General features: G+C 72.2%; 11 protein-coding genes. 3 read left to right on the top strand and 8 right to left on the bottom strand.

Going from position 1 to position 11,877, the window contains the following annotated elements; genetic code table 11:
* The first annotated feature begins 27 nt into the window (after nt 1-27).
* Together ACLBYE_RS07520 and ACLBYE_RS07515 are read left to right on the top strand one after the other, a co-directional pair.
* The gene (locus ACLBYE_RS07520) at nt 28-1,599 is read left to right on the top strand and encodes a SpoVR family protein (RefSeq protein WP_447693682.1); all 1,572 of its coding nucleotides are present in this window, start codon (nt 28-30) and stop codon (nt 1,597-1,599) included.
* A 266-nt stretch (nt 1,600-1,865) separates the two neighbouring features.
* On the top strand, nt 1,866-2,294 hold the full coding sequence (locus ACLBYE_RS07515; RefSeq protein ID WP_020093869.1) for a PaaI family thioesterase: 429 nt from the start codon (nt 1,866-1,868) through the stop codon (nt 2,292-2,294).
* A gap of 40 nt (nt 2,295-2,334) precedes the next feature.
* Here ACLBYE_RS07515 and ACLBYE_RS07510 read toward each other — a convergent pair whose 3' ends face one another.
* The 4 genes from ACLBYE_RS07510 to glyA form a co-directional block, all read right to left on the bottom strand.
* Nucleotides 2,335-2,958, bottom strand: a complete 624-nt coding sequence (locus ACLBYE_RS07510; protein ID WP_447693681.1) for a riboflavin synthase — start codon at nt 2,956-2,958, stop codon at nt 2,335-2,337.
* A 3-nt stretch (nt 2,959-2,961) separates the two neighbouring features.
* On the bottom strand, nt 2,962-4,071 hold the full coding sequence (ribD, locus tag ACLBYE_RS07505) for a bifunctional diaminohydroxyphosphoribosylaminopyrimidine deaminase/5-amino-6-(5-phosphoribosylamino)uracil reductase RibD (protein ID WP_447693680.1): 1,110 nt from the start codon (nt 4,069-4,071) through the stop codon (nt 2,962-2,964).
* Nucleotides 4,068-4,601: a transcriptional regulator NrdR gene (gene nrdR / locus ACLBYE_RS07500; RefSeq protein ID WP_056523583.1), complete on the bottom strand. Its 534-nt coding sequence runs from the start codon at nt 4,599-4,601 to the stop codon at nt 4,068-4,070. The genes ribD and nrdR overlap by 4 nt, the downstream gene beginning before the upstream one ends.
* A 115-nt stretch (nt 4,602-4,716) precedes the next feature.
* Nucleotides 4,717-6,021, bottom strand: coding sequence for a serine hydroxymethyltransferase (glyA, locus tag ACLBYE_RS07495; RefSeq protein WP_447693679.1), 1,305 nt, complete (start codon nt 6,019-6,021; stop codon nt 4,717-4,719).
* Nucleotides 6,022-6,562: 541 nt separating this feature from the next.
* Between glyA and ACLBYE_RS07490 the strand changes: the two genes are divergently transcribed.
* Nucleotides 6,563-7,012, top strand: a complete 450-nt coding sequence (locus ACLBYE_RS07490; RefSeq protein WP_447693678.1) for a hypothetical protein — start codon at nt 6,563-6,565, stop codon at nt 7,010-7,012.
* A gap of 22 nt (nt 7,013-7,034) precedes the next feature.
* Here ACLBYE_RS07490 and ACLBYE_RS07485 read toward each other — a convergent pair whose 3' ends face one another.
* The 4 genes from ACLBYE_RS07485 to ACLBYE_RS07470 all read right to left on the bottom strand — a co-directional run bounded on the left by ACLBYE_RS07485 (nt 7,035) and on the right by ACLBYE_RS07470 (nt 11,755).
* A complete protein-coding gene (locus ACLBYE_RS07485; RefSeq protein ID WP_447693677.1) occupies nt 7,035-7,352 on the bottom strand; it encodes a cupin domain-containing protein in 318 nt (105 codons plus the stop codon).
* 73 nt (nt 7,353-7,425) lie between these two features.
* Nucleotides 7,426-8,217 (bottom strand): DUF937 domain-containing protein, encoded by a 792-nt coding sequence (locus tag ACLBYE_RS07480; protein WP_447693676.1) that lies wholly within the window; start codon nt 8,215-8,217, stop codon nt 7,426-7,428.
* Nucleotides 8,218-8,327: 110 nt separating this feature from the next.
* Nucleotides 8,328-9,764 (bottom strand): MATE family efflux transporter, encoded by a 1,437-nt coding sequence (locus ACLBYE_RS07475; protein WP_447693675.1) that lies wholly within the window; start codon nt 9,762-9,764, stop codon nt 8,328-8,330.
* Between the two features lie 17 nt (nt 9,765-9,781).
* A complete protein-coding gene (locus tag ACLBYE_RS07470) occupies nt 9,782-11,755 on the bottom strand; it encodes a monovalent cation:proton antiporter-2 (CPA2) family protein (protein ID WP_447693674.1) in 1,974 nt (657 codons plus the stop codon).
* Nucleotides 11,756-11,877 lie beyond the last annotated feature (122 nt).

Raw genomic sequence — 11,877 nt, 5'->3', positions numbered from 1 at the left:
GCACGCATCGACCGATCGGGAGGCCGCATGACGCTCGTCAAGGCACGCACGCCCCAGATCATCGCGGGCAACCAGAAGCCGCTGTTCACCGGCAACGACTGGGATTTCGACACGATCCGGCGGATCCACGACGCCTGCGAGGCGGTGGCCGGGCCGCAGCTCGGCCTGTCGTGGTACCCGAACCAGATCGAGATCATCACGGCCGAGCAGATGCTCGACGCCTACGCGTCGATCGGCATGCCGCTGTTCTACAAGCACTGGTCGTTCGGCAAGCACTTCGCCCAGCACGAGGCCGGCTACCGCCGCGGCCTGATGGGGCTCGCCTACGAGATCGTCATCAACTCGGACCCGTGCATCTCCTACGTCATGGAGGAGAACACGGCGACGATGCAGACGCTGGTCATCGCGCACGCCGCCTTCGGCCACAACCACTTCTTCAAGAACAACTACCTGTTCCGGCAGTGGACCGACGCCGAGGGCATCCTCGACTACCTCGACTTCGCCAAGGGCTTCATCGCCCGCTGCGAGGAGCGCTACGGCCACCAGGCGGTGGAGCAGGTGCTCGACGCCGCCCACGCGCTGATGAGCCAGGGCGTCCACCGCTACCCGCGCAAGAAGCGGCCGGACCTCGCCTCCGAGCAGCGGCGCGAGCGCGAGCGGATCGAGCACGGCGAGCAGATCTACAACGATCTCTGGCGCACCCTGCCGCAGAAGATCGGCACGGCGCGTCCGGACGCGGCCGCCGAGCGGCGCAAGGCGCTGCTCGAACTGCCGCAGGAGAACATCCTGTATTTCCTGGAGAAGGCCGCGCCCCGCCTGCGCCCCTGGCAGCGCGAGATCCTGCGCATCGTCCGCTTGGTCGCCCAGTACTTCTATCCGCAGCGCCAGACCAAGGTGATGAACGAGGGCTGCGCGACCTACTGCCACTACCGGATCATGAACGCCCTGTCGGAATCCGGGCAGATCACCGAGGCGGCCTATCTCGAGTTCCTGCAGTCGCACACCAACGTCATCCGGCAGCCGAACTACGACGACCGCTCCTACGGCGGCCACAATCCCTACGCGATCGGTTTCGCGATGATGCAGGACATCGCCCGCATCGCCGAGCAGCCGACCGAGGAGGACCGGGCGTGGTTCCCCGACATCGCCGGGGTCGGCGACGCCATGGCGGTCCTGCGCGACTGCTGGGAGAATTACCGGGACGAGAGCTTCATCCAGCAGTTCCTGTCGCCCAAGCTGATGCGCGACCTGCGCCTGTTCCACGTGATCGACGATCCCGACGAGCCGGAGTTGCGGGTCGAGGCGATCCACGACGAGCGCGGCTACCGCAAGCTGCGCCGGGCCTTCGCGCGCCAGTACGACGTGGCGTGGCTCGATCCCGACATCGAGGTGGTGGACGTGGATCTGGAAGGCGACCGGCGCCTGATCCTGCACCACAAGGCGATCAACAAGATCACCCTGCAGAAGGACGACGCCAAGCGGGTGCTGCAGCACCTCGCCGACCTCTGGGGCTACGACGTGGTGCTCAAGGAGGTCGAGCCGGCCACCGGCGCGGTGCTCGGCGAGATCACCGCCAGCGCGCGGCCGATCTTCTTCTGAGCGGGACGGCGGGAGGGCGCCTCCCGCCCGATTTCCCGTCCTGATGTGGCGTCCGGCCGAAACCCTCGATGGCGGCAGCCCTCCGTCATCACGGGCGCAGCGAAGTGACCCAGGGTCGCGCGACATCGGTGAATGTAGCGCCGACTGGATCGCTTCGCGCCGCTCGCCAAGACGGCACCGGCCGATCGACCGGGACCTTCCGATGAGGACGACGGTTCCGAAGGCCTCGTGATTGCCTCGGCGGTACCGCCGTGCTGCATGGGGCGATGACCGCCACGATCCTCACCCTCGCCGAGACCGGCGACTTCCTCGACCGCGAATTCCCGCAGATGCAGGCGGGCGGGCGCGCCTACCACCTCGAGGCCGTGGGACCGCTCTCGGCGCGGATGCGGCTCGAAGCCCACGAGCGCTTCCTGCGTCCCGGCGCGACCGTGTCGGGGCCTGCCATGATGGCGCTCGCCGACTACGCCCTCTACGCGGCGATCCTGGCCAATATCGGTCCGGTGGCGCTCGCGGTGACGACGAGCCTCACCTTCAACTTCCTGCGCAAGCCCGCCACCGGGGATCTCGTGGCCGAATGCCGGCTGCTCAAGCTCGGCCGGCGCCTCGCCGTCGGCGAGGTGTCGATCACCGCCGCGGGCAACCCCGACCTCGTCTGCCACGCCACCGGCACTTACTCGATCCCGCCGCGCTGACGCGCCGTCTTCGCTGCGGTCGCAAGGACGGGGGGCGGCCTCAGCCGGCACGCGCCTCGGCGAGCCGGGCGGCGTAGCGGGCGATCAGGTCGACCTCCAGGTTGAGCCGGTCCCCCTGCCGCCGCTCGCCCCAGGTGGTGACCTGGAGCGTGTGCGGGATCAGCAGAACCGTGAACAGGTCGTCCTCGACCGCATTCACGGTGAGCGAGGTGCCGTCGAGGCAGACCGAGCCCTTCTCGGCGATGAATCTCTTCACGGCGGCCGGCGCCCGCAGGGTGAAGCGCTCGCTGGCGCCCCAGGCATCGGCCGTCACGGACTCGCGCTCCACGATCTCGGCGAGGCCGTCGACGTGGCCGGTGACGAGATGGCCGCCGAGCTCGTCGCCGATCTTCAGCGAGCGTTCGAGGTTGATCCGCGTGCCCGCCGCCCAGGTGCCGACGGTGGTGCACGCCAGCGTCTCGGCGGCGGCGTCGACCGCGAAGACGCAGCCGCCCGCCGCGGGCTCCACAGACACGGCGGTGAGGCACGGTCCGGCGCAGGCGATCGAGGCGCCGAGCGCGATCGTCGCCGGGTCGTAGGCGGCGCGGATCGCGATCCGGCGCAGGTCGCCGTCGCCCGAGACCGAGACGACCGTGCCGATGGCGCTGACCAAGCCCGTGAACATCGCTTACGTCCTGTTGCGTTCGTAGGTCACGGCCGCGTCGGGCCCGAGCTGCAGCCGCTCCGCCTCCCGGAACCGGTCGCCCGCCAGGGCCTCCGCCAGGGCGGGACCCAGGGCCGGCAGGCCGCCCGCTGCGCCCAGCTCCGCCGGCCCGGTGACCAGCGTGCAGGCATCGATCAGATCGGCCCGGGCCAGCGCCTCCGCAAGGCGGGGGCCGCCCTCGCTGCACAGGCGGGTCAGGCCGCGCTCGCCGAGATGCGCCAGGGCCGCCGGGAGGTCGATCCCGCCGGCCGCGTCCGCCGGCACGGTGGCGACCGCGACGCCGAGGGCCTCCAGGGCCCGCCGCGCGTGGGCCGGGGCCGAGCGGGTCGTGAGCACCAGGGTCGGCGTGTCGCGGGCGGTGCGGGCGAGGACGCTCGCCGGGGAGAGCCGCAGATGCGTGTCGAGCACGACCCGCAGGGGCGAGCGCGCGCCGAGGCCCGGCAGCCGCACGGTCAGCGACGGGTCGTCGGCCCGCGCGGTGCCGATGCCGATCAGGATCGCGTCGGCGTGGGCCCGCCACAGGTGGACCGCCCCGTCCGCCACCGGCCCGGTGATCCGCAGACGGTCCGGCCCGGCGGAGGCGCAGAAGCCGTCGCGGGTGCGGGCGAGCTTGAGGTGCAGGGCCGGGCGGCCGCGGGTCACCCGGGTGACGTGGCCGACATGGTCGCGCGCCGCCTCCTCCCGCATCAGGCCGGTCTCGACCGCGACGCCGCCCCGCCGCAGGAGGTCGTGGCCGCGCCCGGCCACCCGCGGGTCGGGATCCTCCAGGGCGCTGACCACCCGGGCGATCCCGGCGGCCAGGATCGCGTCGGTGCAGGGCGGCGTGCGACCGTGATGGGAGCAGGGCTCCAGGGTGACGTAGAGGGTCGCGCCGCGGGCGGCCTCGCCGGCGGCGGCGAGCGCCACGGGCTCCCCGTGCGGGCGCCCGCCCGGCGCCGTGGCCGCCGTCCCGAGGATGCGGCCGGTCCCGGGCTCGACCACGACGGCGCCGACCGACGGGTTCGGCCAGGTGGTGCCGAGCCCGCGCCGGCCCAGCGCCAGGGCGAGGCGCATGAAGTTCGGGTCGCCGCTCATGGACGCCCGGCGCGGCGCCGCCCCGACGCCTCGGGCTCCGGGTCGCCCTCCGGACCCGGCGCGGCCGCCGGTACCGGCGTGCCGTCGCTCAGCGTGCCGAGCAGCTCCTCGAAGTCCCGGGCCTCGCGGAAGTTCTTGTAGACGGAGGCGAAGCGCACGTAGGCGACGTCGTCGAGGCCCTTCAGCCCCGCCATCACCAGCTCGCCGATCGCCTCGGAGGTCACCTCGGGCTCGCCCGCGCTCTCGAGCTGCCGGGTGATGCCGCTGACCAGCCGCTCGATCCGCTCCGGATCGACGGCGCGCTTGCGCAGCGCCACGTCGATGGAGCGCTGGAGCTTGTCGCGGTCGAACGGCACGCGCTTGCCCGAGCGCTTGAGCACCACGACCTCGCGGAGCTGCACGCGCTCGAAGGTGGTGAAGCGGCCGGCGCAGTCCGGGCAGACCCGGCGGCGCCGGATCGCGGCGCCGTCCTCGGAGGGCCGCGAGTCCTTCACCTGGGTCTCGGAGCCGCCGCAATAGGGACAGCGCATGGATCTCGCTACTCGGGCATGGAAACGGCCGCGGACCGGTCGGATCCGCGGCCGTTTCCTAATCCACCGCGGGCCGGCCCGGAAGACCGGCCCCGGCTCAAGCGGCCCTCTTGCCTCAGCCGTAGATCGGGAACCGGTCCGTCAGCGCGTGGACGCGGGTCTTCACGTCGGCCTCGACCGCGCTGTCGCCGGCCTCACCCTTGGCGGCGAGCCCGTCCAGCACCTCGACGATGAAGCCGCCGATCTGCTTGAACTCGGCGACGCCGAAGCCGCGCGAGGTGCCGGCCGGGGTGCCGAGCCGGATGCCCGACGTGACGGTCGGCTTCTGCGTGTCGAAGGGAACGCCGTTCTTGTTGCAGGTGATGTGGGCCCGCGACAGGGCCGCCTCGGCGGCCTTGCCGGTGAGGCCCTTCCGCTGGAGGTCGACCAGCATCAGGTGGTTGTCGGTGCCGCCCGAGGTGATGTCGTAGCCGCCCGAGATCAGCGTGTCGGCGAGCGCCCGGGCGTTCTCCACCACCTGGCGGGCGTAGATCTTGAACTCGGGCTTCAGCGCCTCGCCGAAAGCCACCGCCTTGCCGGCGATGACGTGCATGAGCGGGCCGCCCTGGAGGCCGGGGAAGATCGCCGAGTTGAACTTCTTGGCGAGCGCCTCGTCGTTCGTCAGGATCATGCCGCCGCGCGGGCCGCGGAGGGTCTTGTGGGTCGTCGTGGTGGCGACGTGGGCGTGCGGGAACGGCGACGGGTGGACGCCGGCCGCCACGAGGCCCGCGAAGTGGGCCATGTCGACCATGAAGTAGGCGCCGACCGAGTCGGCGATCTCGCGGAACTTCGCGAAGTCCCAGTGGCGCGGGTAGCCCGAGCCGCCGGCGATGATCACCTTCGGCTTGTGCTCCTGGGCGAGCTGGGCGACCTGCTCCATGTCGATCCGCTGGTCCTCGCGGCGCACCGTGTAGGAGACCGGCTTGAACCACTTGCCCGAGACGTTCGGCGGGGCGCCGTGCGTCAGGTGGCCGCCGGCGGCGAGGTCGAGACCCAGGAAGGTGTCGCCGGGCTGCATGAGCGCCAGGAACACGCCCTGGTTGGCCTGGGAGCCGGAATTCGGCTGCACGTTGGCGAAGCCGCAGTCGAACAGGCGCTTGGCGCGCTCGATGGCGAGGTCCTCGGCGATGTCCACGAACTGGCAGCCGCCGTAGTAGCGCCGGCCCGGATAGCCCTCGGCGTACTTGTTGGTGAGCACCGAGCCCTGAGCCTCCAGCACGGCGCGGGAGACGATGTTCTCCGAGGCGATCAGCTCGATCTCGTGCTGCTGGCGGCCGAGTTCCTTGGCCACCGCCTCGGCGATCTCGGGATCGACTTCCGACAGCGGGGCGGCGAAGAAGCTGTTGGAGAAGTGCTTGTCGGCGGCGGTACCGGCGCTCATGGTCTGCCTCTGTTCTGGTAGGGGCGATGCCCGGCCTTTCGTCGGCGTGCACGGGCGGGCGTTGAAGGTGGGATTCCTACACGCGCCGAGGGCTCAGGCCAAGCACAGGCATTTTGCTCGCGCGCCAAGAATAATTTGTCGCAGCCTGCCGCGGCAGCCTCGAGAGCGGTGTCGGCATATTTTCCTTCTCTGAGGCGAATCGCTTGACAAAAGGAAAAGATTCATGGAATAAATCATGAACGTTTCGAGGATCAGCGACGCGATGCGGTACTGTGATCTGCCGGATGTCCTGGACTATTCCATCGCTGAGCCTCGGCTCGGACTGGCCTTCATCGCGCGACGGCAGGACCAGCGCTGACCCGGTTCGAGCGATCTGGGATATCGAGACCGGCGATGCGCAGTTGACGCCGGCTCGCGCGCGCGAACTGCGCAGAGGTGTCGGTGTGGATGACAGTGTTCCCGTCATAGAGGTTCACTTAAGACGAGGAAACTCGGTCAAAGGCCTGCCAATATCCGCGATTCTATTCGAAGAGAGGTTACCATGAGCATGGAAGCCTACGCGCTCTGCGCGCGCGCGATGCCCAGCGTGGCGGAATGGCAGGCGGCCATCGACGAAATCGGGTTCGATCTGAAACTCGACGCCGTGCGCATGCCGCCGGCCACGCAAGGGCATCTGCCCGCGACTTGGCGGCGCCGCGAGGCCGGCTTCGAGTGCCAGATCGTTCCGCTGTCGGATCTGACCGACACCTATACCGACATCGACTTCGGCGGGCCGTGGACGTGTGTCTATGCCTTCTACTTTGCCACGCTCCCGGCCTGCGCCGGGGCGTGGATGGCTGTCGCGGCCTGCGCGGCCCGGTCGGGCGGTATCGTCTTCGATCCGCAAGAGGGGCATCTGCTCACCGCCGAGGACGCGATCCGCCACGCGCGCGACACGGTGGCGCGCATCGTCAGTCTGGACGCGCAGTCCGACGCCGCGGCGGACCGCTGAGGCTGGACGGCGTGCCGCGCCGTCAGGCCTGCGGGGCGAGGTTCGTCTCGATCAGGACCGTCTCGGTCTCGAACGCGGCCGCATGCCACGCTCCGGCCGGGAAGTGGAACACGCTGCCGGCCGAGAAGGGCTCGCGGCCCCGCTCGGTCTCCAGGATCCCCGAGCCCGAGAGCACCTGCACGAACTGCTCGTGATCGTGGCTGTGCGCCGGCGCCGAGACGCCGGCCGGGACGACCACGCGCACGAGGCTGGCGCCGGAGCCCGGGATCGTGCGCTTGGCGACACCGTTCCCGCCGAGGCTCTCGGCGCGGTCGTCCCAAGAGGTCAGGTAATCGCTCATCGACGGGTCTCCTCGCCGGCAGGGTGCCGCTCCGGTCCGCCGGGTCAACGCCCGACCGGACCCCGCCCCTGCCTCAACCGGTCCCGCCCGGCTGGCGGCCGCGCCGGCCCTTGCCGGCCGCGGGGTCGGCCGGCGCCGGATCCGGCCGAGCCGGGCTGCCCGACGGCGCCGGAGGCGCGGCGCTCGCGGACGGCGCGCCGGAGGTGGGCCAGAAGGTCTCGAACAGCTCCTGCATCGCCCGGATGTTGTTGCCCTGAACCTCGGCCCCGGTGCGCAGCATCTGCTGGAACATGTCGGAGCCGGCCTCGCCCGCGCTCGCCTGCGGATCGGCGGCGGGCCTGACGTTGGGCCTGGCGGCGGGCTTCGGCGGCGGGGCCGGCGGCTCGACGGCGGGCATCATCGCCCTGGCCATCTCGGCCCAGGCCGGGCCGAACGGGAACGGCACGGGCGGGGGCGGCGCGCTCGGCCGCGCCGGCTCGGCCTGCGGCTGGTTCAGCATGACGTGGACGATGCTCGCCACCACGGCGCCCGCCATCATCGGCAGCATCTGGCGCAGAACCTGCGCGCCGACGCCGCTCGTCGCCGAGGCCTGCCGCAGCACCGCCTGCATCAGCTGCGCCGAGCCGAACATCTGGCCCAGGGCCTCGAACCCCTGCGCCGGCGCCGGCTTGGCGGCCTCTAGACCGAACATCCGCGCGAAGCCGGTCGGGTCCAGGCCGACGCTGCGCTGGAGGCCGAGCGTCAGGGCCGGCATCAGCGCCTCGAAGGCGCGGGCCGTCTGCTCGGTCGTCAGGCCGAACGGCTGGCCCATGGCCTGGAGCCCGGCCTCGCCCTGGGCCTGGAACATCTCGAGCGGGTTGAACATGACGCCTCGATCCTGTCCCGGCCGGGACCGCCCGGGACAGGGCATCGTGACCCTTTGCGCGGGGAAATACCAGTTCCCACCCGCGGAACTTGTGCCTCCGCGCCGCCGTCTCAGCTCAGCGGCTCGGGATGGGCGTGCCCCGGCGGCAACGGCGCCGCCCGGTGGGGCGCCTCGGCGGCGATGTCCAGGTCCGGCCGGCGCGGGCCGACCCCCTCCAGCCGGTCGACCGTGCGGCGGGCGAGCAGGATGCCGAGCGCGCCGAAGACCAGGGAGCCGACCCCCATCCCGGCCACCACGCCGCGGGGGCCGTAGAGCGTCGCGCCGAGCATCGCCGGCGGGATCGTCCCGAGCGTCGCCCGGCCCCAGTTCAGCAGCGTCGAGCGCAGCGGGAAGCCGAGATTGTTGAAGGCGGCGTTGCCGAGGAACAGGAGCCCGTTGAAGAACCAGATCGCGCCGCCGACGAGACAGAAGAAGCCGAACAGCTCGGCCGCGACCCCCTGCAGGCCGAACAGGCCGGCGAGCCAGCCCCGGGCCAGGGCCAGGAGGAGCCAGACCGCGGCGCAGTAGGCAAGCGTCACCCGGATCGCCGCGCCGAGCACCCCGCGCATCCGGTCGAACAGGCCCGCGCCCCAGTTCTGCGCCAGGATCGGGCCGATCGCCCCCGACAGCGCGAACAGGCCGCCGAAGGCCACCGGCGTCAGCCGGTCGATCACCGACGCGGCCGCGACCGCGTCCGCTCCGTAGCCGGCGAACAGGCGCGCCAGGAAGGCGCTCGCCACCGAGGGGGCGAGGTTCGTGAGCACGGCCGGGCCCGCGACGCCGGCCAGGGCGGCCGCGTCGGCCGGCAGGTCGGGCGGGCGCGGCCGGCCGAGGAGACCGTGCCGGGCGACGCCGCGGACGCCCACCGCCACGAAGGTCGCGCGCGCCGCGCAGACCGTGATCGCCGCGCCCGTGACGCCGAGGCCGGCCCCGAAGATCAGCAGCGGATCGAGGAGCGCGGTGACCACGGCGCCGGCCAGGGTGACCGACATCGCCTGCCGCGCCTCGCCGACCGCGCGCAGCAGCCCGGTGAACAGCATGCCGGCGGCGAGCAGCAGGTTCGACGGCAGGGTGATGTAGAGGAACAGGACGGCCACCCGCAGCGCCTCGCCCTGCGCGCCGATCAGGGCGAGGAGCGGGCCGGCCAGCAGCGCGATCAGCCCCGCGATGAGGGCGGCCACGAGGCTGCCGAGGACCAGCGCCGAGGTCGCGAGGCGCCGCGCCGCCGCCCGGTCGCGCGCGCCGACGGCCTTCCCGACCAGGGCTCCGGCCGCGATCATCAGGCCGATATTCACCGCCGTGGCGAAGAACTGGACGATGCCCGCGAAGCCGACCGCCGCCGTGAGGTTCGGGTCGCCCAGCGTCGAGACGTAGAGCAGCGACAGGAGATCGACGACGAAGATCGCCATCAGCCCCACCGAGCCGGTGGCCGCCATCACCACGACGTGGCGGAGGATCGAGCCGGTGACGAAGCGGCCCGCCTCCGCCGGGGGCGGCCCGTCGGACATGTCAGACATCCCGTCCGTCACGCATCCCGGGCGCTGCCTTCCGCCTCGAGCTCGGCCTCCGGATCGGGATCCTCGGCGGCATCCGTCTCCTGCGGGGCCAGGGCGGGCTTCTCCAGGAGCCGCTCGGCGGCCTCGCGCCGGTCGCTGCCCACGAGGTCGCGGGTCTCGGTGCTGAGCGCCCGGGCCGGCCGGACCGGGGCGGTCAGCGGCTCGGGCTTCAGGCCCGCCGCGGCGCCGCGCATCCAGCTGGACCCGTCCGGCAGGGCGCCCGCCTGCTGCAGAACCAGCCGCGCGATGTCGCGCTTGCGCACGTCGTCGGTCCGGGCCGTGGCGGCCTCCGGCGACAGGCCGAGCCCCTCCAGGGCCGCCCGCCCGAAGGCGAGGGCGGATTCCGCGGTCTCGCGGATCTGGTAGTCGACGTCCCGGTTCATCAGTTCCACCGCGTGCAGGCGGTCGTAGGCCCGCACGAAGGTCCGCACGCTCGAGAATTCCTCGTGGACGATGTCGACGATCTTGAGGGCGCCCTCCCGGTCGTCGACGCAGATGCAGACCAGCTCGACCCGCCCGATCCCAGCGGCGCGGAGCACGTCGAGGCGCGTGCCGTCGCCGTAGTAGATGCGGAAGCCGAAGCGCGAGGCGGCGCGCAGCTGCTCCACGTCCTTGTCGATCACCGTGACCGGGATGCCCTCGGCCATCAGCACGTGCGTCAGCACCTGCCCGAACCGGCCGAAGCCGATCACCAGCACCCGCGCGTCGCCGCTCTCGGACAGCTCGGTGGAGGGCTCCTCCAGCGCGAAGGTGCTGCGCGCGTTGCGCCGCTCGATCAGCTTGTCGAGACCCTTGGCGGCGATGGGGCCGATCAGCATGGTCAGCGCGGCGAGCGCCACCGCGAAGCGCGTCGCCGTGACGCCGGTGAGGCCGAGATCCTGGGCCTGCGGCAGCAGCACGAAGGCGAACTCGCCCGCGGGCGCCAGGACCGCGGCCCCCCGCAGGGCCCCGAGGGTGTCCGAGCCGAACAGCCGGAACAGGCCGGCCACGATGGCGACCTTGACCAGGATCGCCGCCAGGGTCGCGCCGAACAGGGCCGGCCAGACCTCGCGCACGAGGGTGCCGTCGATCGACATGCCGACGCTCATGAAGAACAGGCCGAGCAGCATGCCGCGGAACGGCTCGATGTCGGCCTCCAGCTGGTGGCGGAAGTTCGACTCGGCGAGCAGGATGCCGGCGAGGAACGCGCCCATCGCCATCGACAGGCCGACCTGCTCCATGAGCAGCGCGGTGCCGAGCACCACCAGGAGCGCCGCGGCGGTCATCACCTCCCGGGCGCCGCTCGCCGCGAGCAGCCGGAAGAACGGGTTCAGGCCGTAGCGGCCGACCAGCACCACCGCGAGGATCGCCGCGAGCGCCTTGCCGGTGGAGACCGCGGCCTCCCCGAGCCAGGAGACGTCGGTCGCCTCGCCGGCCGAGGCCAGCAGCGGCATCAGCGCCAGGATGCCGACCACCGACAAGTCCTGGAACAGCAGGACCGCGAAGGCGCGCGCGCCGTAGGCGCTGCCGAGATCGCCCCGCTCCTCCAGGAGCTGCAGGGCCACCGCGGTGGCCGAGAGGGCGAGCGCGAGGCCGATCACCGCGGCGGCGCCGAAGCTGAGGCCCGCCACGAGGCCGGCGCCGCCGAGCACCAGCGCGCAGACGACGAGCTGCGCGGCGCCGAGGCCGAAGATGTCGCGGCGCATCGAGACGAGCTGCGACAGGTGCAGCTCCAGCCCGACGATGAAGAGCAGGAGCACCACGCCGATCTCGGCGACGCTCGCGGCCGTGTCGGGCTCGGCGATCAGCGACAGGCCGGAGGGCCCGATCAGCACGCCGGCCACGAGGTAGCCGAGCACGGCGCTCTGCCCGATCAGCCGGAAGATCGGCACGCCGATCACGGCCGCCGTGAGGAAGGTCAGGACCGGCGGCAGGAAGCTCGCATGTTCGACGGGGCTCGCCATGGTGATCGTCCCGGCGGTTCTGCTGGATCGGCGCGGGTGGAGCCCCCGCTTAGCGCGCACGGGGCCGGGATGCGAGCCGTAAGCGGGTGCCGTTCGGCACCGACGGGCCCGCGCGGGGCGGT

It is taken from the genome of Methylobacterium sp. A52T (assembly GCF_053346095.1).
This window is presented reverse-complemented; position numbering and strand designations above follow the sequence as displayed.

Bases quoted from the DNA above. Each gene is read 5' to 3' on its own strand.
- ACLBYE_RS07520 (WP_447693682.1), top strand. From the start codon at position 28: ATGACGCTCGTCAAGGCACGCACGCCCCAGATCATCGCGGGCAACCAG.
- ACLBYE_RS07515 (WP_020093869.1), top strand. From the start codon at position 1,866: ATGACCGCCACGATCCTCACCCTCGCCGAGACCGGCGACTTCCTCGAC.
- ACLBYE_RS07510 (WP_447693681.1), bottom strand. From the start codon at position 2,958: ATGTTCACGGGCTTGGTCAGCGCCATCGGCACGGTCGTCTCGGTCTCG.
- ribD (WP_447693680.1), bottom strand. From the start codon at position 4,071: ATGAGCGGCGACCCGAACTTCATGCGCCTCGCCCTGGCGCTGGGCCGG.
- nrdR (WP_056523583.1), bottom strand. From the start codon at position 4,601: ATGCGCTGTCCCTATTGCGGCGGCTCCGAGACCCAGGTGAAGGACTCG.
- glyA (WP_447693679.1), bottom strand. From the start codon at position 6,021: ATGAGCGCCGGTACCGCCGCCGACAAGCACTTCTCCAACAGCTTCTTC.
- ACLBYE_RS07490 (WP_447693678.1), top strand. From the start codon at position 6,563: ATGAGCATGGAAGCCTACGCGCTCTGCGCGCGCGCGATGCCCAGCGTG.
- ACLBYE_RS07485 (WP_447693677.1), bottom strand. From the start codon at position 7,352: ATGAGCGATTACCTGACCTCTTGGGACGACCGCGCCGAGAGCCTCGGC.
- ACLBYE_RS07480 (WP_447693676.1), bottom strand. From the start codon at position 8,217: ATGTTCAACCCGCTCGAGATGTTCCAGGCCCAGGGCGAGGCCGGGCTC.
- ACLBYE_RS07475 (WP_447693675.1), bottom strand. From the start codon at position 9,764: ATGTCCGACGGGCCGCCCCCGGCGGAGGCGGGCCGCTTCGTCACCGGC.
- ACLBYE_RS07470 (WP_447693674.1), bottom strand. From the start codon at position 11,755: ATGGCGAGCCCCGTCGAACATGCGAGCTTCCTGCCGCCGGTCCTGACC.